This is a genomic window from Georgenia sp. Z1344 (assembly GCF_057652375.1).
Genome location: NZ_CM172728.1, coordinates 2,270,519 through 2,292,843, shown reverse-complemented (window position 1 = coordinate 2,292,843; position 22,325 = coordinate 2,270,519). Strand labels below are relative to the sequence as shown.

General features: G+C 74.8%; 20 protein-coding genes and 1 pseudogene. 4 read left to right on the top strand and 17 right to left on the bottom strand.

Features of this window, described 5'->3' with window-relative positions:
• Positions 1 to 15: 15 nt before the first annotated feature.
• From AC24FB_RS10385 to AC24FB_RS10310, 16 genes are all read right to left on the bottom strand, one after another.
• Complete coding sequence (locus AC24FB_RS10385) at positions 16 to 987, bottom strand: aldo/keto reductase (RefSeq protein WP_425713694.1); 972 nt, start codon at positions 985 to 987, stop codon at positions 16 to 18.
• Between the two features lie 9 nt (positions 988 to 996).
• Positions 997 to 2,550 (bottom strand): lysine--tRNA ligase, encoded by a 1,554-nt coding sequence (lysS, locus tag AC24FB_RS10380; RefSeq protein ID WP_425713695.1) that lies wholly within the window; start codon positions 2,548 to 2,550, stop codon positions 997 to 999.
• A gap of 26 nt (positions 2,551 to 2,576) precedes the next feature.
• A complete protein-coding gene (panD, locus tag AC24FB_RS10375; RefSeq protein ID WP_463653114.1) occupies positions 2,577 to 3,038 on the bottom strand; it encodes an aspartate 1-decarboxylase in 462 nt (153 codons plus the stop codon).
• Positions 3,039 to 3,067: 29 nt separating this feature from the next.
• The gene (gene panC, locus AC24FB_RS10370) at positions 3,068 to 3,952 is read right to left on the bottom strand and encodes a pantoate--beta-alanine ligase (RefSeq protein WP_425713696.1); all 885 of its coding nucleotides are present in this window, start codon (positions 3,950 to 3,952) and stop codon (positions 3,068 to 3,070) included.
• A 43-nt stretch (positions 3,953 to 3,995) separates the two neighbouring features.
• Positions 3,996 to 4,901 (bottom strand): Rossmann-like and DUF2520 domain-containing protein, encoded by a 906-nt coding sequence (locus AC24FB_RS10365; protein ID WP_425713697.1) that lies wholly within the window; start codon positions 4,899 to 4,901, stop codon positions 3,996 to 3,998.
• Positions 4,898 to 6,802: a PH domain-containing protein gene (locus AC24FB_RS10360; RefSeq protein ID WP_425713698.1), complete on the bottom strand. Its 1,905-nt coding sequence runs from the start codon at positions 6,800 to 6,802 to the stop codon at positions 4,898 to 4,900. Before AC24FB_RS10360 ends, AC24FB_RS10365 begins: the two co-directional genes overlap by 4 nt.
• Positions 6,799 to 7,326, bottom strand: coding sequence for a PH domain-containing protein (locus tag AC24FB_RS10355; protein WP_425713699.1), 528 nt, complete (start codon positions 7,324 to 7,326; stop codon positions 6,799 to 6,801). The genes AC24FB_RS10360 and AC24FB_RS10355 overlap by 4 nt, the downstream gene beginning before the upstream one ends.
• 153 nt (positions 7,327 to 7,479) lie before the next feature.
• Entirely contained in the window at positions 7,480 to 7,950 is a 471-nt protein-coding gene (locus tag AC24FB_RS10350; RefSeq protein ID WP_425713700.1) for a DUF3180 family protein, read from the bottom strand.
• The gene (folB, locus tag AC24FB_RS10345; RefSeq protein ID WP_425713701.1) at positions 7,947 to 8,876 is read right to left on the bottom strand and encodes a dihydroneopterin aldolase; all 930 of its coding nucleotides are present in this window, start codon (positions 8,874 to 8,876) and stop codon (positions 7,947 to 7,949) included. Before folB ends, AC24FB_RS10350 begins: the two co-directional genes overlap by 4 nt.
• Positions 8,873 to 9,760, bottom strand: a complete 888-nt coding sequence (gene folP / locus AC24FB_RS10340; RefSeq protein ID WP_425713702.1) for a dihydropteroate synthase — start codon at positions 9,758 to 9,760, stop codon at positions 8,873 to 8,875. The genes folB and folP overlap by 4 nt, the downstream gene beginning before the upstream one ends.
• A 5-nt stretch (positions 9,761 to 9,765) precedes the next feature.
• Positions 9,766 to 10,362: a GTP cyclohydrolase I FolE gene (gene folE / locus AC24FB_RS10335; RefSeq protein ID WP_425713703.1), complete on the bottom strand. Its 597-nt coding sequence runs from the start codon at positions 10,360 to 10,362 to the stop codon at positions 9,766 to 9,768.
• On the bottom strand, positions 10,359 to 12,470 hold the full coding sequence (gene ftsH, locus AC24FB_RS10330) for an ATP-dependent zinc metalloprotease FtsH (RefSeq protein WP_425713704.1): 2,112 nt from the start codon (positions 12,468 to 12,470) through the stop codon (positions 10,359 to 10,361). The genes folE and ftsH overlap by 4 nt, the downstream gene beginning before the upstream one ends.
• A gap of 147 nt (positions 12,471 to 12,617) precedes the next feature.
• The gene (gene hpt / locus AC24FB_RS10325) at positions 12,618 to 13,172 is read right to left on the bottom strand and encodes a hypoxanthine phosphoribosyltransferase (RefSeq protein ID WP_425713705.1); all 555 of its coding nucleotides are present in this window, start codon (positions 13,170 to 13,172) and stop codon (positions 12,618 to 12,620) included.
• Positions 13,163 to 14,299 (bottom strand): tRNA lysidine(34) synthetase TilS, encoded by a 1,137-nt coding sequence (tilS, locus tag AC24FB_RS10320; RefSeq protein ID WP_425713706.1) that lies wholly within the window; start codon positions 14,297 to 14,299, stop codon positions 13,163 to 13,165. The genes hpt and tilS overlap by 10 nt, the downstream gene beginning before the upstream one ends.
• A 10-nt stretch (positions 14,300 to 14,309) precedes the next feature.
• Positions 14,310 to 15,350, bottom strand: coding sequence for a zinc-dependent metalloprotease (locus AC24FB_RS10315; protein ID WP_425713707.1), 1,041 nt, complete (start codon positions 15,348 to 15,350; stop codon positions 14,310 to 14,312).
• A 41-nt stretch (positions 15,351 to 15,391) separates the two neighbouring features.
• Complete coding sequence (locus tag AC24FB_RS10310) at positions 15,392 to 16,792, bottom strand: D-alanyl-D-alanine carboxypeptidase/D-alanyl-D-alanine-endopeptidase (RefSeq protein ID WP_425713708.1); 1,401 nt, start codon at positions 16,790 to 16,792, stop codon at positions 15,392 to 15,394.
• A 163-nt stretch (positions 16,793 to 16,955) separates the two neighbouring features.
• On the opposite strand from AC24FB_RS10310, the pseudogene AC24FB_RS10305 reads away from it, so the two are divergent.
• From AC24FB_RS10305 to AC24FB_RS10290, 4 genes and pseudogenes are all read left to right on the top strand, one after another.
• Positions 16,956 to 17,450 (top strand): annotated as a pseudogene (locus tag AC24FB_RS10305) (inorganic diphosphatase); the annotation flags it as partial.
• Between the two features lie 252 nt (positions 17,451 to 17,702).
• Positions 17,703 to 19,022 (top strand): bifunctional o-acetylhomoserine/o-acetylserine sulfhydrylase, encoded by a 1,320-nt coding sequence (locus AC24FB_RS10300; protein WP_425713709.1) that lies wholly within the window; start codon positions 17,703 to 17,705, stop codon positions 19,020 to 19,022.
• A gap of 1 nt (position 19,023) precedes the next feature.
• Positions 19,024 to 20,208 carry a homoserine O-acetyltransferase MetX gene (gene metX, locus AC24FB_RS10295; protein WP_463652997.1) on the top strand — a complete coding sequence of 395 codons (1,185 nt, stop codon included), beginning with the start codon at positions 19,024 to 19,026 and terminating at the stop codon, positions 20,206 to 20,208.
• Positions 20,209 to 20,256: 48 nt separating this feature from the next.
• On the top strand, positions 20,257 to 21,498 hold the full coding sequence (locus tag AC24FB_RS10290) for an alpha/beta hydrolase (RefSeq protein WP_425713711.1): 1,242 nt from the start codon (positions 20,257 to 20,259) through the stop codon (positions 21,496 to 21,498).
• Here the strand turns inward: AC24FB_RS10290 and AC24FB_RS10285 are convergent, their stop codons facing one another.
• A complete protein-coding gene (locus tag AC24FB_RS10285) occupies positions 21,499 to 22,161 on the bottom strand; it encodes a hypothetical protein (protein ID WP_425713712.1) in 663 nt (220 codons plus the stop codon).
• Positions 22,162 to 22,325: the final 164 nt, after the last annotated feature.

Genomic DNA, 22,325 nt, shown 5'->3' with positions numbered 1-22,325 from the left:
CGCGGGTGGGGACGATCAGAACGGCGCGACCTTCGGGACCGCCGGGAACAGCTCGTCGAGCTCGGCCTCGTCCTCCTCGGTCGGCACCCAGGCGATGGACTCGGCGTTCTGCCGGATCTGCTCCGGCGTCGTCGCACCGGCGATGACCGAGGCCACCGGGCCGCGCGAGGCCAGCCACGAGAAGGCCACCTGCAGCTCGGTGAGGTCGCGCGCACGGGCGAACTCGCCGAACTTCCGCAGCGTGGCAAGGGTGTTCTCGTCGTCGAGCAGGTGCTGACGCGTGAGGGCGAGCCGGGAACCCGCCGGGGCCACCCCGTCGGAGTACTTGCCCGTGAGCAGGCCGTTGGCCAGCGGGAAGAAGGGCAGCACGCCGAGCCCGAAGTGCTCGGCCGCGGGGATGACCTCCTGCTCGGCGCGACGGTCGAGCAGGTTGTAGTGGTTCTGCGCGGACACGAACTGCACCCCGCCGAGCGACTCGGCCACGTGCGCGGCGTCGGCGATCTGCCAGCCGGCCAGGTTCGAGTGCCCCACGTAGAGGACCTTCCCCTCGCGCACGAGGTCGTCGAGGGCGGAGATCGTCTCGTCGATCGGGGTGTCGGCGTCGGGCGTGTGGTACTGGTACAGGTCGATCCGGTCGGTCTGCAGACGCCGGAGCGAGTGCTCGACCGACCGCTTGACGTGCCGCCGCGAGCCGCGCGCACCGAAGTCGGGCCCTTCGTCGTCGTGGGCCTTCATCCCGAACTTCGTCGCCACCACCACGTCGTCCCGACGCCCCTTGAGCGCCTCCCCGAGCAGCGTCTCGGACGTGGCCGGCCCGTAGGAGTTCGCGGTGTCGAAGAACGTGATCCCGGCGTCGAGCGCCGCGTGGACCAGGGCAGACGCGCCGTCCTGGTGCTCGGTGACGGTCCCGCGGCGGCCGAGGTTGTTGCACCCCAGACCCACGCGGGAGACGGACAGGCCGGAGGCGCCGAGGCGTGCGTGGTCCATGGATCCAGACTAGATCCGCTTGACCAGCGGGAACGTGATCGTCTCGCGGATACCCGCGCCGGTCATGGCGGCGAGCAGGCGGTCGATCCCCATGCCCATCCCGCCGGCGGGCGGCATCCCGGCCTCCATCGCCTGGAGGAAGTCCTCGTCGAGGACCATCGCCTCCGGGTCGCCGGCGGCCGCGACGAGCGCCTGCGCCTCGAAGCGCTCCCGCTGGACGACCGGGTCCACGAGCTCGGAGTACGCCGTCGCGAGCTCCATCCCGCGCACGTACAGGTCCCACTTCTCGACGGTGCCCGGCTGCGAGCGATGCGCCCGGGTGAGCGGCGAGGTGTCGACCGGGAAGTCGCGCACGAACGTCGGCGCCCACAGGCGGTCGCCGACCCGCGCCTCCCAGATCTCCTCGACGATCTTGCCCGGCGTGTGGTGCGGCGCGAGCGGGATCTCGAGCCGCTCCGCGAGCGCCCGCAGCTCCTCCTCCGACGTCTCGGGGGTGATCTCCTCCCCGAGGGACTCGGCGAGCGACTCGTACAGGCCCAGCTGCGCCCATTCGCCCCCGAGGTCGTACTCCGTGCCGTCGGCGAGCGTGACGAGCGTGGTCCCCAGCGCGTCCTGCGCGGCGGTCTGGACGAGCGTCCGGGTGAGCTCGGCCATCGTGTCGTAGGAGCCGTACGCCTCGTAGGCCTCGAGCATCGTGAACTCCGGGGAGTGCGTGGAGTCCGCGCCCTCGTTGCGGAAGTTCCGGTTGATCTCGAAGACCTTGTCGATCCCGCCGACCACGGCCCGCTTGAGGTACAGCTCCGGCGCGATGCGGAGGAACAGCTCGGTGTCGTACGCGTTCATGTGCGTGACGAACGGCCGGGCCGCCGCGCCGCCGTGGAGGTTCTGCAGCATCGGCGTCTCGATCTCGAGGAAGTCGCGCGCGTCGAACGTGCGGCGCAGCGAGCGGGTGACGGCCGAGCGCAGCCGCACCATGTCCCGCGCCCCGGAACGCATGACGAGGTCGAGGTGTCGATGCCGGACGCGCCCCTCCTCCGAGAGCGAGGACTCGACGCCCTCGGCCGTCTCGTAGGTCTTCGGCAGGGGCCGCAGGGCCTTGGCGGCGATCCGCCAGGCGGGGGCGGGCTCGCCGGCGACCTGCCCGGGGCGGGCGAAGATGCTCAGCTCCCCGCGGCGGGAGGCGCCGATGTGCCCGTGGACGTAGAGGTGGTCGCCGAGGTCGACGTCGGACTTGAACGCCGCGAGGGACTCCTCCCCGACGGCGGCGAGCGACAGCATGACCTGGATGCGCGTGCCGTCGCCCGACTGGAGCGTGGCGAAGCACAGCTTGCCGGTGTTGCGCAGGTACATCACGCGGCCCGCGACGCCGACGAGCACGTCGTCCAGCTCGGTGCCGGCCTCGAGGTCGCCGTGCGCGGCACGGACCTCGGCGATCGTCGTCGTGATCGGGAGGGTGACCGGGTACGGGTCGGTCCCGGCGGCCAGGAGCCGCGCGCGCTTCTCGGCGCGGACGCGGACCTGCTCGGGGGTGTCGTCGTCGGGGGTCTCGGGAGTCTCGGTCACCGGGCCAGGGTAGTCCGAGAGCCCGCTCAGCCCTTCGGCAGCGTGTGCCGGGCCTTCGCCGCCCGGTAGGACGCGAACGTCTCGCCGGAGGACTCCATCTCGGGCGCGCTCCCGCGGTCCGTGTCCGGCACCTGCCCCGGCTCGTGCGAGCACTCGACGATCCGGTTGTCCTCGTCGACGAACACGACGGACGGCTCGTAGGAGCGTGCGTCCTCGTCGGAGAGGTGGCCGTAGGCGATGACGATGACGAGGTCGCCGGCCTGGATGTGGTGGGCGGCCGCACCGTTGATCGTCAGCACGCCGCTGCCCCGCTCGCCGGGGATGACGTAGGTGGTCAGGCGCGCGCCGTTGGTGATGTCGACGACGTCGACCTGGTGGCCGGGCGGGAGGTTCGCGGCGTCGAGCAGGTCCGCGTCGACGGTGAGCGAGCCGACGTAGTGCAGGTCGGCGCCCGTGATCGTGGCCCGGTGGATCTTGCCGATCATCATCGGGCGCATGAGCGAGGCGGGCGTACGGGTCACGAGGTGACCTTTCTGGGTGCGAGGTGGACGGTGAGGTTGTCGATGAGGCGGGTCGCGCCCACGCGGGCGGCGACGGCGAGGAGGGCCTCGCCGGTGTGGTCGGGGTCGACGTCGAGGAACGTGGCCGGGTCGACGAGGACGAGGTAGTCGGGCACGACGCCGTCGCTCGCCTCGAGCGCGCCCCTCGCCGTGGCGAGGACCTCGGCCGGGGAGGCGCCGGCGGCCGCGCGCTGCTCGCCCGCGGTCAGCGCCCTGACCAGGGCCGTCGCGCGTTCCCGCTCGGTCGCGGACAGGTGGGCGTTGCGCGAGGACATCGCCAGGCCGTCGTCCTCGCGGCGGATCGGGGCGCCGACGATCTCGGTTCCGAGGCTCAGGTCGTCGACGAGCGTGCGGACGAGCGCGAGCTGCTGGGCGTCCTTCTGGCCGAAGACCGCGACGTCCGGGCGGACCGTGGCGAGGACCTTGGTGACGACCTGGAGGACGCCCGCGAAGTGGCCGGGCCGGGTCGCGCCCTCGAGGACCGCCGCGACGGGCCCCGGGTCGATCCGCACGAGCGGCTCGCGGGGATACATCTCGGCGTCGTCGGGGGCGAGGACGTAGGCGAGGCGGCCGCCGAGGCCGGTCCCGGCGAGCAGGTCGAGGTCCGCGTCGAGGTCGCGCGGGTAGCGCTCGAGGTCGTCCGGGTCGTCGAACTGGAGCGGGTTGACGTACACGGACACGACGACGTGCTCGGCCCGACCGGCGGCCTCCCGCACGAGCGAGAGATGGCCGTCGTGGAGGGCTCCCATCGTCATCACGAGCGCCACGCGGCCGGTGAGGGCGGAGCGGGCCGTGCGCGCGCCGAGGAGCGTGCGCACGACGATCGGGCGGGGGGTGTCCATCCCTCAAGGGTACGCGGGGGCCGTGCGGTGGATCGGGGCAGGGTCAGGGCAGCGCGTCGAGGACCGCCGCCGCGGCGTCCGGGGCGAGGCGCCCGGTGCGGACGGCGCGGGCGGCCGTCGTGCGTGCGAGGTGCGCGTACGTGGCGAGGAGATCGGCCTGCGACGGCTGGTCGAGCTCGCCGAGCGCGGCGGTGTGTGCGCGGACGGTCGCGGCGTCGCCGCGCGCCACGGGGCCGGTCAGCGCGCTCTCCCCGGCCGCGAGCGCGTTGCCGAGGGCCGCCTCGAGGAGCGGCCGCAGGTAGTCGCCGGGCTCGGACACGCCGGCCTCCTCGAGCATCCGCGCGGCCTGGCCGACGAGGGTGACGAGGTGGTTGGCGCCGTGCGAGAGGGCCGCGTGGTAGAGCGCACGGTCCGCGGCCGCGACGACGACGGGCTCGCCACCGAGGTCGATCGCCACCGCCTGGGCGAGCGGGAGGAGCGCCGGCGCCGCGGTGACGGCCGTCGGGCAGCCCGGCAGCCGGCGCAGGTCGAGCGAGGTGCCCGTGAAGGTCATCGCCGGGTGCACGGCCAGGGTGAGCGCGCCGCGCGCGGCGGCGGGCTCGAGGACATCCGTCCCGTGCCGACCGCACACGTGGACGACGACCTGTCCCGGCCGGATCGCGCCGGAGTCGGCGAGCTCGGCGACGAGCCCGGGCAGCACGTCGTCCGGGACCGCGAGGAGGAGCAGCTGGGCCTCGGCGGCGACGTCGGCGGCCGGGAGGACCGGCACGTCCGGCAGGAGGACCGCGGCCCGCTCGCGGCTCGCCTCGCTCCGCGCCGTCACACCGACGAGCCGGTGGCCCGCGATCGCCATGGCCGCGCCGAGCACGGAGCCGGCGCGGCCGGCGGAGACGATGCCGACGTCGAGGCGGCCGGGGCGGTCCTGCCCGCCGGTGGGGTCGTCGGTCATGCGCTCGGTCCGTCCTCGTGCAGCGCCGACCAGCCTCCGCCGTCCGGGCCGCGGGGGTGGGTGCTGGCCGGGTGGGTGGGGCTTACAGGGCCGCCGGACGGCGCCGAGCGGCCGGGCGCCACCGGGCCGCCGGCCGGCGCCGGGGCACCGGTCGGCGCCGGGGCACCGGTCGGCAGGGTCGCGCCGCCGGGCGGCGGCGCACCGGGCGTGGCGGCGTCGTCGTCGGAGGTGATGTCGGTGGCGGCGTCGTCGTCGTGGGTGGGTGCCTTGACGTCCGGGAGCACGGCCACACGGCGCGCCCACTCCTCGGGGCCCTCGCGGTGGCGGGCCTCGCGCGCGCGTCCGGCCTGGTGCTGCAGGAGGGCGAGCGCATCCTGCTCGTCGAGGTGCTGGACGGCGGGCTGGCCGGGACCGGCGACCGTGTGCATGTGGAGGTTCGCGAGCCGGAGCCGGCGCTCCCACGGGCCCTGCGTGATCCCGACGGACTGCGTGCGCCCGTGCGGGACGACCTCGAGCTTCCGGCCGAGCCAGCCGGTGCGCAGGAGGATCGCCTCGCGCGTGACGAGCACGGCCTGCCGGCGCCATGCCTTCGGGTCGAGCCAGCGCGCGCGCCGGGGCGAGGTGAGGAAGCCCGCGGCGTCGCCGGAGCCGTCGAGGCCGGCGTCGAGGACGGCGGGAAGGTCGTCGACACCGAGGTCGGGCACGACGAGCCACATCGCCGTCAGGGCCTCGGACCGCGTCCCGACCGGCATGAGCGTGCTCGACGAGCTGGCGAAGCTGCCCTCGGCCACGCCGTACCCGGCGATGTAGCCCTCGACGCGCCACCAGCCGCGCCACCGCCACAGCCACGGCTGGCTCAGTCGGACGGCCTGCACCCGGCGGGGCGGGATGGTCTGCGAGGTGGTCTCGAGCAGACCGCGGCGGACGCGGATGCCGTCGGGCGAGGTCGCGCTGGTGAAGCTGAACGCCCCCGAGAAGCGGCTCCACACGTAGCCCGCGGTACTGATGACGCCGGGGACGAACGCGGCGAGCACGGCGAACGGCGCGCGTGACGCGAGCACGACGATCGCCGCGATCAGCATGAGCGCGATGGAGATGAAGCCCGGCGAGAGCAGGGTGCCCGCGACGAGTCGCCCGTTGTCGATCTCGAACACGACGCGCTCCGGCGCCTCGCGGTAGCCCGTGCGTGCGGCGCGCAGGGACCGGGGGTCGTCGGGGTCGGCGGTGGTTGCGGCTGCGGCGGCGTCGTGGTCGGCGCCGGGAGAACGGTGGCCGCCCGCGCCGAGCACCCCGCCCGCACCGGCCGCCTCACGAACGGCCTGCTCGGCGTCCGTCCCGCCCGCGGCGGCCTCGGCGGCGATGCGCACCTCGTCGAGGTCGACCCCGGCGGCGCGGGCGAGGATCTCCGCCCGCAGCGCGTTCGCGTCCGCGAGCCGGAGGAACGCGATCGTCACGTTGGAGTCCGCCGCGCCCGCGGTCTCGACCTTGACCCGGGCGAGGCCGAACATGCGGCCGAGCAGCGGCTGCTGGAGGTCGACCGCCTGGACCCGCGCGAGCGGGGCGCGGCGCTGCTGCCGGAAGAGGATGCCCGAGTTGAGCTCGACCCCGTCGGTGTCGACCCGGTAGCGCATCCGCCGCCAGGACAGCGACGAGTAGATGCCGACCACGACGATGACGACCGCGATCCCGACGCCCAGCCACAGCAGCACAGTGCTCAGGTGGTCGACGACCCAGTCCCAGCCGCCGGTGCCGGCGAGCTCCTGGCCGACCTGGAAGACGAGGACGGCGAGGATCGCCGCGAGGACCTGCCACACGAGCAGGACGGGCGTGACGGGGTGCACCCGCCGCCAGCCGTCCCCGGCCTCGACGGGGAGGTCGTCCTGCCGGCTCTCCCCACTCACAGGCCGGCCAGCCGTGCCTCGCCGCGCGAGGTGAGCGACTCACGCAGGCGCGCAGCCTCGTCGGCGGGCAGGCCCGGGATCTTCGCGTCGGTCTGCGCGGACGCCGTGCTCAGCTTGACCGACGCGATGCCGAAGCGCCGGTCGAGCGGACCGGCCTCGACATCGATCTGCTGCATGCGGCCGTAGGGCACCACCACGAGCGAGCGCCAGAGGAGGCCCTTGCGGAACAGCAGGTCCTCGTCCATCTCGCAGTAGCCCATCGCGCGGACCTGCCGGGGCACGAGCAGCACGATCCACAGCAGCAGGGCCGCGACGATCCCGGTCCCGAGCCACCAGCCCCAGCCACCGACCCAGATCCCGAGGACCACGCCGACGACGACGAGCGGGCCCAGCCAGAGACACGTCGAGATGATCCGGACCGTTGCCAGGCTCTGGTCGACGGGCCGGAACGGGACGCCGGGCGGCGCGAACGGGGAGGGGCGCTCGGCAGCCGATGCGTCCGGTTGCTCCCACTGCTGCGACATGCCGTCTCCGATCACGCTGGGCGTCCGGGAGCGTCCGCCCCCGCGCGAATCATGCCAAACGAGGCGTCGTCAGCAGATCCACCGACCGGCGGACGGTGGGCGCGCTCCTCCACCCCGCGGTGGACCCGTCCGGATCCGCTGCGCCGACCGGCCTCACGCCGGTTCCGGCCCCGAGGCGGCCGATCGGACCTCGGTCTCGTCCTCGGGCGGGATCGAGCACCAGTGCTCGACCACGAGCCCGACGACGACGAGCACGACGGCGGCCACCCCGTTCGCGACCGACTCGGCGAGGTGGGCGGCGGCGAACGCGGCGTGCCAGCTGCCGGCCGCGACGAGCGCCTGCGCCGCGAACCACCCGGTCACCAGCGAGCCGCCCCAGGCCGACGCCTGCGCGAGGGCCGCGACGCGCGCGGCGCCGAGCGGCGTCATGCTCGTCCGCTCCCCCTCGACGAGCCGCCTGACCGCGCGCCCGCCGAGCCACAGGCCCAGCGCGAGCCCGAGCAGGACGACCGCGGTCAGCCACGAGACCTCGACGTACACCTCGGCGATCCCGAGCAGCAACCAGGACGCCGCGCCGGCGATGATCGCGGCGCCCACGAGCCAGGCGATCGACGTGCGCCTCATCGCCAGACCTCGGTCACCGAGCGGACCCCGTCGGCGTCCGCTGCCCGCGCGGCGAGGTCGGCCACGCGCCCCGCGCCCGGGAGCTCGGCGGCCGGGTCCGCGAGCGACCACGGCAGCAGGACGAAGGCTCGCTCGGCGGCCCGCGGGTGGGGCAGCGTGAGGGCCGGGTCGTCCGAGGTGACGCCCCGGTAGGCGACGACGTCGACGTCGAGGGTGCGCGCCGCCCACCGCTCCGTCCGCACGCGGCCGGCCCGTTCCTCGCACCGCCTGGCGATCTCGAGGACGCCCGCCGGCGCGAGCGTGGTGGTCCCCACGAGGACCGCGTTGACGTAGTCGGGCTGCGGCGCCTGCCCCGGCGCGAGGGCGGCCGCGGTGGCCACGAGCGGCGAGACCGCGTCGATGTGCAGCCCGTCGGCGTGCGCGAGGGCGTCGACCGCGCGGCGCAGCTGGTCCGCGGGTGCGGCGAGGTCACCGGCCTGGTTGGAGCCGAGCGCGAGGACGACCGGCGTCGGCCCCACGGGGGCGGCGCGCAGCACGGGGTCCGCGACGTCGTCGTGCGCCGTGCGCTCCCGGCGGATCGTCAGGGTGACATCGTCGACCTCGACCCCGACCGGCGCCTCGGGCTTGTGGACGGTGACCTCGACGGCGCCGGCCCCCAGGTCGAGGACGGCGCCCGCGATCCGCTCGGCGAGGGTCTCGAGGAGGTCGACCGGCTCGCCCGCGAGGATCGCCCGGGCGGTGCGCGCGACCTCGCCGTAGGAGAGCGTGTCCGCGACGTCGTCGGTCGCCGCCGCGCGCTCCGTCGCGAGCTCGAAGACGACGTCGACGCCGAAGGGCTGGCCGTCGCGCCGCTCGTGGTCGTACACGCCGTGGTGGGCGTGGGTCCGCAGGCCCGTCACGGCGATCCGGGCGGGGCCGCTGCTCACCGCCCGTCACCGCCCGCGAACGGGGCGAGCGCGGCGGCCACGGCCACGGCGTCGGCGGATGGCCGGACGTCGTGGACCCGCACCGCCCACACGCCTCTGGCGGCGAGCAGCGCGGTCGTGGCGGCGGTGGCGGCGTCGCGGTCGACCGGGGTCCCGGTGCGGTCCGGGCCGTCCGCGACGGCGGCGGCGAGGAACCGCTTGCGGCTCGTCCCCACGAGGAGCGGGTGGCCGAGCACGGCGAGGGCCTCGAGGCGCTCGAGCACCTCCCAGGACTGGGTGCCCTCCTTGGCGAACCCGAGGCCCGGGTCGAGGACGATCCGGTCCGCCGCGATCCCGGCCGCGAGCGCCGCGTCCCGGCGCTCGGCGACCTCGGCGACGACGTCGGGAACGAGGTCGTCGTAGTCGGCGAGCGCGGTCATCGTACCCGCCTCGCCCCGGCGGTGCTGGAGGACGACGACGGCGCCGGCCCGCGCGGCCACGTGCAGGATCTCCGGGTCGTGGACACCGGCGGAGACGTCGTTGACGATGCGGGCGCCGGCCTCGAGCGCGGCGGCCGCCGTCGCCGCGTGCAGGGTGTCGATGCTGACGACCACGCCGCGTTCCGCGAGCGCGCGGACCACGGGCTCGACCCGGCGGATCTCCTCGGCGGGGTCGACGGGCGTGGCGCCGGGCCGGGTGGACTCGCCCCCGACGTCGACGAGGTCGGCGCCGCGCGCCACCATGTCGAGCCCGTGCGCCAGGGCGGCACCCTGGTCGACGTACGCGCCGCCGTCGGAGAAGGAGTCCGGGGTGACGTTGAGGACGCCCATGACCAGCGTGCGGCCGGTGGGCACGGACGCGGGCAGACCGGCGGGGGCGCCGCGGAACAGGTCGCCGGTGCGCACGGCGGCTACGAGCGCGAGCGCAGGAGGCTCATCGCCTCCGCGCGGGTGGCGGGGTTGCGCATCATGCCGCGCACGGCCGAGGTGACGGTGCGGGTACCCGTGGCCCGGGCCCCGCGCATCGACATGCACATGTGCTCGGCCTCGACCACGACCAGGGCGCCGCGGGCGCCGAGCCGGTCGACGAGCGCGTCGGCGACCTGGCTCGTGAGGTTCTCCTGGACCTGGGGGCGCCGGGCGTAGCCCTCGACCATCCGCGCCACCTTCGACAGGCCCGTGACACGGCCGTCCTCGCCCGGGATGTAGCCGACGTGCGCCTTGCCGTGGAACGGCAGCAGGTGGTGCTCGCACATCGAGTACAGCGGGATGTCGGCGACGATCACCATCTCCTGGTGGCCGAGGTCGAACACGGAGTCGAGGTGGTCGGCAGGGTCCTCCGCGAGCCCGGCGAACAGCTCGCCGAACGAGCGGGCCACGCGCTCCGGGGTCTCCCGCAGGCCCTCGCGGTCCGGGTCCTCCCCGACGGCGACGAGCAGCGCGCGCACGGCCGCGGCTGCGGCCGCGAGGTCGACCGGCTGGGCGGGCAGCGCGTCGTGCTCCGTCACGGCCGCCCCTCGGTGGCGGGACCGTCCGTGGCGCCGCCGTCGGGCGTGGCCTCCCCCGACCCGAAGTCGGGCGAGGTGGGCGGCGGCTGCGTGCCGAACATGTCGCTCGTGTCCTCCGGACGCGGGCGGAACTCGCTCGCGGGGCGCGGGTCGGCCGCACGGCGGGCCTGCTCCTCGCGGGTGAGCACGGGGCGGCGGCCGAGGTCCGGGCGGTTGTGCGAGGCGTACCAGAGCTCGCGCGGCTCGCGCTTGACCACCCGGGAGAAGATGCGGCGCAGGTCGGCCTCGTTGAGGGTCTCGCGGTCCATCAGCTCGATCACGAGCTCGTCGAGGACGTCGCGGTACTCGGTGAGGATCTCCCACGCCTCCTGGTGCGCGTCCATCATCAGCGTGCGCACCTCCTCGTCGACCACGCGCGCGACGTCGTCGGAGTAGTCCTTCGACCCGCCCATGTCGCGGCCGAGGAACGGCTCGCTGCTGCTCTCGCTCAGCTTGACCGGGCCGACGCGCGCGGACATGCCGAGCTCGGTGACCATCTGCTTGGCGGTCGTCGTCGCCTTCTCGATGTCGTTGCCGGCACCCGTGGTCGGCTCGTGGAAGACGACCTCCTCGGCCACCCGGCCACCGAGCGCGTAGACGAGCTGGTCGACCAGCTGGTTGCGCGAGCTCGAGTACCGGTCCTCGGTGGGCATGACCATCGTGTAGCCGAGGGCCTGGCCGCGCGGCAGGATCGTCACCTTCGTCACCGGGTCGGTGTATCGCAGGGCCGCGGCGGTCAGCGCGTGCCCGCCCTCGTGGTAGGCCGTGACCTTCTTGTCCTTGTCGTTCATCACGCGGGTGCGGCGCTGCGGGCCGGCGATGACGCGGTCGATCGCCTCGTCGAGCGCGCGGTTGTCGATGAGCTGCGCGCCGGAGCGGGCCGTGAGAAGCGCGGCCTCGTTGAGGACGTTGGCGAGGTCCGCGCCGGAGAAGCCGGGCGTGCGGCGGGCCACACCCTCGAGGTCGACGTCCGGGGTCATCGGCTTGCCACGCGCGTGGACGCGGAGGATCTGGTGGCGCCCCGGCAGATCGGGGGCGGTCACCGAGATCTGGCGGTCGAACCGGCCCGGGCGCAGGAGCGCGGGGTCGAGGACGTCGGGACGGTTGGTCGCGGCGATGAGGATGACGTTCGTCGTCGAGTCGAACCCGTCCATCTCGACGAGGAGCTGATTGAGCGTCTGCTCGCGCTCGTCGTGCCCGCCGCCCATGCCGGCGCCGCGCTGGCGGCCCACCGCGTCGATCTCGTCGACGAAGATGATCGCCGGGGTGTTCTGCTTGGCCTGCTCGAACAGGTTGCGCACGCGGGAGGCGCCGACGCCGACGAACATCTCGACGAACTCCGAGCCGGAGATCGAGTAGAACGAGCCGCCCGCCTCGCCCGCGACGGCGCGCGCGAGGAGCGTCTTGCCGGTGCCCGGGGGGCCGTAGAGCAGGACACCCTTGGGGATCTTCGCGCCGACGGCCTGGAACTTGCTCGGTTCCTGGAGGAACTCGCGGATCTCCTGGAGCTCCTCCACCGCCTCGTCCACGCCCGCGACGTCGGAGAACGTGACATCCGGGGTCTCCTTGCTCACCTTCTTCGCCGTGGACTTCCCGAAGCCCATGACGCCGCCGCCCTGCGAGCGGGACATCAGCCACCAGAAGAGCCCGAGGATGAGGATCATCGGGAGCATGAGGCCGAGCAGGGAGAGGAACGCGTTGCCCTGCGGGACCTCGACGTCGTAGCCCCTCACCGGGTCCGCGTCCTCAAGCAGGTCGGTGATCGCGCCGCTCTGGGCGTCCGCGTACGTGAACTCGACGCTCGTGCCGTAGTTCTCGTTGTTGTCCGAGCCCTCGTCGCCGTTCGGCGCCACGAGGTCCTCGGTGAGCGTGAGCTCGACCCGCTGGGTGGTGTCGTTGACGCGGGCCTGCTCGACCGTGTCGCCGCGCAGGACCTCCATGCCCTGCGAGGTGTCGATCGGCGAGACCCGACCGCCGCTGAAGAAGGGCACGAGGACGACGACGACCAGCAGGGCCCCGATCACCCACGGCCAGGGACTCCGCGCGATCTTCTTCCAGGTTGTCTTCATGCCAGCCTCAGCCGCTCCGTCCGGTCGGCGCCCGCCCCGGGCGACCCGACGACGATAACCGAGCGCGACACGCCGAGGGTCCGGGGGCCGGGCCCGCTCCGCGCACGGCGAACGGGGTGGCGGACGGGAGCGACCCGGCCGGCGTGGTCAGCGGGAGTAGACGTGCTCCGCGAGCCGGCCGACGAACGGGAGGTTGCGGTAGCGCTCCGCGTAGTCCAGGCCGTACCCGACGACGAACGCCGAGGGGATGTCGAACCCGACGTAGCGCACGTCGACGGCGACCTTCGCGGCGTCCGGCTTGCGCAGGAGCGTGGCGATCTCGACGGAGGCGGCGCCGCGCGAGCGCAGGTTGCCCTGCAGCCAGGACAGGGTGAGCCCGGAGTCGATGATGTCCTCGACGATGAGCACGTCCCGGCCGGTGAGGTCGGAGTCGAGGTCCTTGAGGATGCGCACGACCCCGGAGGACTTCGTGCCCGAGCCGTAGGACGACACCGCCATCCAGTCCATCTCGAGCGGCGTGTGCAGCTCGCGCGAGAGGTCGGCCATCACCATGACGGCGCCGCGCAGGACGCCGACGAGCAGCAGGTTCCGGCCGGCGTAGTCGCGGTCGATCTCGGCCGCCATCTCGGCCAGCCGCGCGTCGATCTCGTCCTTGGAGACGATGACCTCGGCCAGGTCCTCGCCCATGTCCGCTACGTCCACGTCGCTCCTTCGTCTCCTTGGTCCGTCCTCCGGGAGAGCATCAGCCTGCCACAGCAGCGGCGGGCGAGAACTCCCCCGGGCAGCGCGGCCGGTCCCTGCCCCGTATACCTCGTCACGAGGGCGTCGAGCGCCTCGAGGTGCGCGGCCTTGACGTCGCCCGGTCGCCAGCCCGCCCGCTCGCCGGCCGCGCGCAGCGCGCGGGTGCGCACGGCCGGGTGGGCGGCGGCGAGGACGGCGGTGTCGAGGGTCATCACCGGGTCCGACGACGACGCCGGTCCGTCGTCGTCGGTCGCCCTCGTCGCGGCGCGCGACCGCCGCGCGTCGTCGAGCAGGGCGTCCGCGAGCAGCGCGTCGGCCCGCTCGGTCAGCGCGTCGTCGTCGCGCCGGGCCTGGAAGGCCGTGCGGGCGAGCGCCGGGACGGGGTCGGCGCCGAGGGCGTCGGCGAGCGCCGGCAGGGCGCGGTCGCGGACGGCGGCGCGGCGCAGGGCGGTGCCGTCGGCGGCGCGCCAGGGGCCGTCGGCGGCGTTCGTCGGGTCGATGACGGGCGTGAGGCCGAGCTCGTCGCACACCGCGAGCGTCTGGGCGCGGCGGATCGTGAGGAACGGGCGGCGCACCCCAGGTTCCACCGCCCGCATCCCGGCGAGCGAGCGGGCGCCCGAGCCGCGGGCGAGGCCGAGCAGGACGGTCTCGGCCTGGTCGTCCATCGTGTGGCCGGTGAGGATGACGGCCGTGTCCTCGGGCGCAGCGGCGCCTCCGGGTGCGGCGGCCCGCGCCCGCAGCGCCGCCCAGCGCGCGTCCCGGGCGCGGGCCTCCGGCCCGCCCGTGCCCGACCCCGCGTCGACGGAGGTCGCCGACGCGGCGAGACCCACGGCGCGGAGCCGGGCGACGACGTCGGAGGCCTCGCCCGCCGACCCCGCGCGCAGGCCGTGGTCGACGACGAGCGCCTCCGCGACCCAGCCGGCCTCCGGCACGAGGTGCGCGACCGTGACCGCGAGCGCGAGCGAGTCGGGGCCGCCCGAGCACGCGACGAGCACGCGCGTCCCCGGCGGCAGGTCGGCGAGCGCGGTGCGCAGGGCCCGGCGCGCCGCGAGCGTGGCGGGGCCGGAGACCCGCGGGTGCCGGGTCATGCGTGGTGGGTCATGCGTGGACGCGGGACACCCAGGCGGCCGGCTCGAGGATCTCGGTCGGGGTCGGCAGCAGGTCCGGCGCCGCCCACACGGCGTTGAGGCCGTCGTGGCCGACCCGCTCGACGACCTGCCGGACGAACGCGGCGCCGTTGCGGTACTGGGCCGTCTTCGCGCGCATCCCGAGCAGGGTGCGCAGGAGGACGTCGAGGGGGCCCGTGCCGTCCCGGCGCTTGTCGAACTGGCGCCGGATGCGGCGCACGCTCGGCAGGACGGCCGGGCCGACGGCGTCCATCACGACGTCGGCGTGCCCCTCGAGCAGGCTCATCACCGCGACGACCCGCTGGAGCGACTCGCGCTCGGCCGGCGTGAGCAGGGCGTCGACGAGCGGGCCCGCGATCTCGAGGCCGGCCGGCGTCTGCTCGTCCCGGTCGCGCAGGGCGGCGACGACGGCGGCGAGCATGCCGCCGACGTCCCGGTCCTGGTCCTCGGTGAGCGCCGGGCCGATCGTGCCGCGGATCATCCCCGTCAGGTGCTCGGCGAGCCAGGGGGCGGCGGCGAACTGCACGGCGTGCGTCTGCTCGTGCAGCGCCACCCAGCGGCGGAAGTCGCGGGCGTCGAGGTCGAGCTCGCGCTCGAGGCGCAGCACGTTGGGCGCGACGAGCAGCAGGTGCGGGGCGCCGGGACCGAAGGGGTCGAACTGGCCGAGCACCTTGGTCGAGAGGTAGGCGAGCAGCGCGCCGGCCTCCTCGCCGGCGAGGCGCGCGCCGAGGCGTCCGGCCGGGGGCAGGAGGCCCGTCGAGACGTGCCCGAGCAGGTCGGCGTTGGCGCGCGCCCAGCCCGGCCGGTCGACCACGCTCACGCGCTGTCCGGCGACCCGGTGCGCGGCGTCGTGCAGCCCGGTGAGCCGGCCCACGTGCTGCGGCGCCGAGGCCGCGGCCTCGCGCAGGCCCGCCACCAGGGCGGTCAGCTCCTCGGGCGTGCCGCGCGGGCCCGGGGGCGCGAGGCGGGCCGCGCGCCGGGCGGCGAGCCGGAGGTCGACGGGATCGGTCACGCCTCCCACGGTAGTCGCGGGGCGGGGCCGGGGCGGTGGTCCTAGGCGCAGCCGCAGGCCGCGAGCTCGGAGACGAAGGTGTCCATCGACTCCCGCGCGGCCCACGCCCCGCCCTCGTCGAACGAGTGCATGACCACGGAGAACGTGAGGAGTCGCTCGTCGGCGGTGAGCACGGTGCCCGTGAGCGAGACCGAGCGCGCGAGCGTGCCCGTCTTGGCCTGGACGCGGCCGGCGTTCTCGCCGACGAGCCGCTCGGAGAGGGTGCCGTCGAGCCCGGAGGTCGGGAGCGCGGGGACGAGGCCGGCCAGGGTCGTGGCCGACGGGTCGAGCGCGAGGTCGACGAGCTCGGTCAGGACGGTGACGGTGGTCGAGTCGGTGATGGAGAGGCCCGCACCGTCGATCATCACGGTGCCGGCGGTGTCGATGCCGAGCGCGCCGACGGCGTCGACGACCGCGGTCCCGCCGGAGGTCGCGTCGCCTGGCAGGCCGCTCGCGAGCGCGACCATGCGGGCGAGCACGTCGGCGATCGCGTTGTCCGAGTCGACGAGCATGGTCCGCACGATCTGCTCGACGGGCGCGGACTCGGTGGTGGCGATCGCGCTCGCGCCGTCGGGGGCGGTGGCCCGTCCCTCGACCGTGGCCGTCACGCCGCGCTCCTCGAGGGCGGCGGCGAGGGCCTCCGTCGCGCCCATGGCGGGGTCCGCGGTGTAGGCGCCGTCGACCGCGCCGGTGTTCACGGCCACCGTGGTCGCGGGCATCGTGAAGCTGCGGTCCCACCCGGTGACGTCGTCGGCGTAGGGCTCGCCGGTGAACTGGGAGTCGTCGACGGCGAGGCGGACCTCCGTGGTGCCCGAGGACTCGAGCTCGGCGGCGACCTGGTCGGCGAGGTCGGCGATGCCGGCGTGGCCGCGGGTCGCGCTCGGGTCGCCCTCGCCCTCGCCGAGCAGGACGTCGCCGCCGCCGACGAGGACGAGCAGCCCGTCCCCGGCGGAGACCACCGTGGTGGGGAACCGGGTCTGCGGGCCGAGCACGCTGAGCGCCGCCGCGCCGGTGAGGATCTTCGCCGACGAGGCCGTCTGCAGGGCGCTCGTCGGGTCGCGCTCGGCGAGGACCTCGCCGGTCGCGGAGTCGACGACGCGAACGGCCACGTCGCCGGGCCGGGCCGGGTCCGCGACGAGCGACTCGACGGCGGACCCCACCGCGTCCGGGGTCGCCGCGGGCGCGGCCGGGTCGAGCAGGTCGACGGGGGCCGCGGCCGGGCGGGCACCCGGCAGGGCGACGGCGGGGTACGGCGCGGCGTCGGCGGGGGCGGGCTCGTCCGTCAGCACGCCGGGGACCGCGTCCTGCACGTCGAGGAGGACGTAGAGCGCGACGAGGACGACGGCGAGGCTGCCGGCCACCCAGGCGACGGTGCTGCGGGCCGTGGAGCCGATTCGTGCCATGCCGTCCGTCCGTCGTCGTGCCCTGGTGTTCGTGCCGTCCCGGCCCGTCGGCGCGCAGGTGGCGCCGCATACGCCACACTAGGTGCTGACCGGGTCCTCCGAGCGGGGACCAGCCGTAGATCCTCGCCGCGCGCGCGGCCCGACACCCGAGGAAGTGCTTGCTGTGGAGTTCGACGTCACCATCGAGATCCCCAAGGGGAACCGCAACAAGTACGAGGTGGACCACGAGACCGGGCGGATCCGCCTGGACCGCCTGCTCTTCACCTCGACCCGATACCCGGACGACTACGGGTTCATCGAGGGCACCCTCGGCGAGGACGGCGACCCGCTCGACGTCCTCGTCCTCCTCGAGGAGCCGACGTTCCCGGGCTGCCTCATCCGCGCCCGCGCGCTGGGCATGTTCCGCATGCGCGACGAGGCCGGCGGCGACGACAAGGTGATCGCGGTGCCCGCCGGCGACCAGCGCGCGTCCTGGCGCACGGAGATCGAGGACGTCTCGGAGTTCCACCGCCTCGAGATCCAGCACTTCTTCGAGGTCTACAAGGACCTCGAGCCCGGCAAGTCGGTCGAGGGCGCGCACTGGGTGGGCCGCGAGGAGACCGAGGAGGAGATCCGCCGGTCCTACCAGCGCGCGATCGACACCGGCTACTACGAGCACGGCGGCGGCGGCCACCAGCGCGTCGGCGGCTCCGGCAGCCAGCCGGGCCCCGACGGCGAGCCGGACCTCGACGGCGACCGCGGCCACGCGAGCCCGCTCGGCCCCGGCGACGCCCGCCGGATCCCGGTCGAGCCGCAGGCCTGAGCGCGTCCAGCACCTGAGACGACGCCGTCGCGCCCTGTCGGGTGCGACGGCGTCGTCGTAGGTTCGGGGAAGTTCACGCCCCGGCCACCGACGCGAGCAAGGACCCACATGACCGAGAACTCGACGCCCGCCCAGGGCTTCAGCACCCGCCAGATCCACGCCGGGCAGACGCCCGACCCGGCCACCGGCGCCCGCGCGCTGCCGATCTACCAGACGACCTCGTTCGTGTTCGACTCCGCCGACCACGCGGCCGCCCGCTTCGCGCTCGCCGACCCGGGCCCCATCTACACGCGCATCACCAACCCGACCCAGGAGGTCGTCGAGAACCGGATCGCCGACCTCGAGGGCGGCGTCGCCGGTCTGCTCGTCGCGTCCGGCCAGGCGGCCGAGACGCTGGCGATCCTCTCGATCGCGGAGGCCGGCGACCACCTCGTCGCCTCGCCGTCCCTGTACGGCGGCACGTACAACCTCCTGCGCCACACGCTCCCGAAGTTCGGCGTGACGACGACCTTCGTCGAGAACCCCGACGACCCGGAGTCGTGGCGCGCGGCCGCGACCGACCGGACGAAGCTGTTCTTCGGCGAGTCGATCCCCAACCCCAAGGGCGACGTCCTCGACATCGAGGCCGTCGCCGGCGTGGCGCACGAGATCGGCGTGCCGCTGATCGTCGACAACACGATCGCCACCCCCTACCTCCTGCGCCCGATCGAGCACGGCGCGGACGTGGTCATCCACTCCGCGACCAAGTACCTCGGCGGCCACGGCACCACGGTCGCCGGCGCGATCGTCGACGGCGGCACGTTCGAGTGGTCGAGGTACCCCGAGCGCTTCCCCGGCTTCAACACGCCCGACCCGTCCTACAACGGTCTCGTGTTCGCGGACCTCGGCGCGCCGGCGCTCGCCCTCAAGGCGCGCACGCAGCTCCTGCGCGACACGGGCCCCGCGATCTCGCCGTTCAACGCCTTCCTCATCGGCCAGGGCATCGAGACCCTCTCGCTGCGCGTCGACCGGCACGTGGAGAACGCCCGCGCCGTCGCCGAGTTCCTCGAGGCGCGCGACGACGTGGCCCGCGTGGCCTGGGCCGGCCTGCCCAGCTCGCCCTGGTACGAGAAGGCGCAGAAGTACACGCCCAAGGGCCCGGGCGCGGTCCTCGCGTTCGAGCTGGCGTCCGGCGGCAAGGAGGCGGGCGTGGCGTTCGTCGACGCGCTCGAGCTGCACTCGAACGTCGCCAACATCGGCGACGTCCGCTCGCTCGTCATCCACCCGGCCTCGACGACGCACTCCCAGCTGAGCGAGGAGGAGCTCGCCGCCGCGGGCGTCTCGTCGACCCTCGTCCGGCTCGCCGTGGGCCTCGAGGACCTGCCCGACATCCTCGCCGACCTCGAGCGCGGCTTCGCCGCGGCAGCGGCCCTCGGGACGGGCGCCTGACATGGCGGGCGCCGGCCGCCGACCTGCACGCACAGCCGTGCCGAGCACGCTGCCCGCCTCCGGCGGGTGGCTGCCCGGCCAGGACCTGGGCGACCGCAGGCAGATGCCGATCGGGGCGGTCCGCCTCGAGGTCGGCGGCCGGCTCCCGCACGCCACCCTCGCCTACGAGACGTTCGGCGAGCTCAACGAGGACCGGTCCAACGCCGTCCTCGTCCTGCACGCCCTGACCGGCGACTCGCACGTGACGTCGCACCGGTCCGACGACGCGGCCGGGCCTGGCTGGTGGTCCGAGATCGTCGGGCCGGGCAAGGCGATCGACACGGACGAGTACTTCGTGCTCGCCCCCAACGTGCTCGGCGGCTGTCAGGGCTCGACCGGCCCCTCCTCCACCTCCCCCAACGGCATGCCCTGGGGCGCGCGGTTCCCCATCCTCACCGTCCGGGACCAGGTGGCCGCCGAGATCCGGCTCGCCGACGCGCTCGGCATCAGCTCGTTCGCGCTCGTCGTCGGCGGCTCCGTGGGTGGGCAGCGCGCGGTCGAGTGGGCGGTCACGGCCCCCGAGCGCGTCGAGCGGGTGGCGGTCGTGGCGTCCAACGCGCGCACGACCGCCGACCAGATCGCATGGGCCCACGCCCAGATCGGCGCGATCGAGCTCGACCCGGGCTGGCGCGGGGGCGACTACTACGACGCGGGTCCCGGCGAGGGGCCCTCCCGCGGCCTCGGGGTGGCCCGCCAGATCGCGCACACCACCTACCGATCCGCGTTCGAGCTCGAGGAGCGGTTCGGCCGCCTCCCGCAGGGCGCTGAGGAGCCGCTCGACGGCGGGCGGTTCGCCGTCCAGTCCTACCTCGACCACCACGCCGGCAAGCTCGCCGCCCGCTTCGACGCCGGGAGCTACGTGGCGCTGAGCCGGACGATGCTCACCCATGACATCGGGCGCGACCGCGGCGGCGTGGCCGAGGCGCTCGCGAGCATCACCTCCCGCACGCTCGCGGTGGCCGTCAGCTCGGACCGCCTGTTCGACCCCGCCGAGGCCCGGCGGATCGCGGACGGCGTGAGCGGGCCGTCGGACTACGTCGAGATCGACTCCCCGTACGGGCACGACGGGTTCCTCGTCGAGCACGAGCAGGTGGGGGCCGCGATCGCGCGGCTCCTGACCGAGGACCGGGTCGACTCGCTGAGCTGAGCGGGTCGGGGCGAGCGGCGTCCCTGCGTCCGGTGCCACCATGGGCGGGTGGACATCTTCCGACTCGGTCGCAGCTCGTCCGGCGGCCGCGCCGCGGACGACCCGGGGGCGACCGACACGCACTCGACCGCCGACACCGCCGTCGAGGAGGACGCCGTCCCCGACGCCACGGGGCGCAAGGTCCGCACCGGGGTCGGGCCCAACGCCCGCAGCTACCTTCTCGAGGCCGACCTCCCCCCGCTCGACGAGCCCGGCCCGCCGGGCGAGTGGGTGCCCGACCTCCTCGGCGCCGGGTTCCACGCGCGCACCCTTCCCCTGCCCGACGACGACGAGGGCGAGGTCGTCGCCACCCTCGTCGCCTACCGGCCCGCGGAGGACCCCGCCGCGCTCCCCGGGACGCCGGCCGTGCCGACCTGGGCGATGCTCTACCTGCACGGCTGGAACGACTACGTGCACAACGCCGAGCTCGCCCGCCGCGTCGCCGCCCTCGGCGGGGCGTTCTACGGGCTCGACCTGCGCAAGTACGGCCGGAGCCTGCGCGCGCACCAGTCCCGCGGGTACGTCGACTCGCTCTCGGTGTACGACGACGACATCCACGCCGCCCGCGACGTCGTCATGGCCGAGCTGGGCCTGGGCACCGACCTCGTCCTCGCCGGGCACTCGACCGGCGGGCTGACCGCCGCCCTGTGGGCCCACCGGCACCCCGGCGCCCTGCGCGCGCTCGTCCTCAACTCCCCCTTCATCAGCGCGGGCATGCCCGGGTTCGTGGGGGCGGCGACCACGCCGGTCGTCGAGCGGATCGCCCGGACCGCGCCGAGGACGGTCGTCCGCGTCAACCCCGTCGACGTCTACCAGCGCACGCTCGACGGCCTCGCCGAGGGGGACGAGGAGGAGGCCCCCGAGGACGAGGCCGACGACCGGTTCTGGACCGGGTGGGGGCTCGACCGGCGCTGGCGCATGGCCCCGGCCGGCCCCGTCCGGTTCGGCTGGCTCGCCGCCATCCTCACCGGGCAGCGACAGGTGGCGAACGGCCTCGAGATCACGTGCCCGGTGCTCGTGCTCACCTCCACGAGGTCGGCGCAGGCGCTCAAGTGGTCCCCCGACCTGCGCTTCGTCGACACCGTGCTCGATGTCGGCGCGATGCGGTCGGCCGCCCTCCGGCTCGGCCCGCTCGTCACCCTCGCCGCCTTCGAGGGGGCGGTCCACGACGTCACGCTGTCCGCACCGAACGTGCGCCGCGACGTCTACGACGAGCTGGCCCGCTGGGTGGGGGCCTACGTGCGGCGCTGATCAGCGCGGGCGGCGCGCGCCTCGCAGGAGGTCGAGCGCGATCCACGCGACGGCGAGCGCGAGCACCCCGACCGCGACCGCAACGACGGGCGTGGGCAGGAACGACCGGAGCCCGATGAGCGCGCCGGTCACGCCGTAGACCACGAGCGGCACGACCGGTGCCGCGCGACCGGCGAGCAGGACGCCCACGTGGACGAGGGTGCCGACGAGGAACCACATCGACCCGACGACGAGCAGCGTCCCGGCGGGCCCCTCCCGGAGCTCGGCCACCTGGGCCGGCGTGACGTACGGGAACACGTGGTTCGTCAGCGCCTCGATCGCGACGACGAGCGCGAGCCCGACGAGGTTGACCGCGCCCGCGAGCACGCCCCAGGCCCCTGTCCGTCGGGCGGTGGCGGCGACGAGCATCGCGATGAGGACGATCGCCAGGCTCTGCGCGAACGGAGCGAGGAGCTGGTTGAGGGCGACGGCAGGGACCACTCCGCCGAGCTTGAGGGCGTTGGACACGAGCAGAACGGCCGAGAGCAGGCCGGCCGCTCCGCCGACCGCACGGGCGGCACGGAGCGCGCCGTGCGGATCGACGAGGGGTCCGGGACCGTGGACGGGGTCGAGCGAGGGGGTCGAGGAGGTCGAGGGGTCGAGCACACGCGCGGAGGTGGACATAGGAGCTCCCTGGGAGTGCGACGCCCGCAAGAACGAGCGTGATAACGTTCGCTATCTAGAACGAACGTTATAGGCTGAGGCGCAGGACGGCCAGACTCCTCGTGTCACGATCGGGACACGAATCGGGTGCGGTGGACGGCGGGGCGCGGGTCACGTGCCGCCGC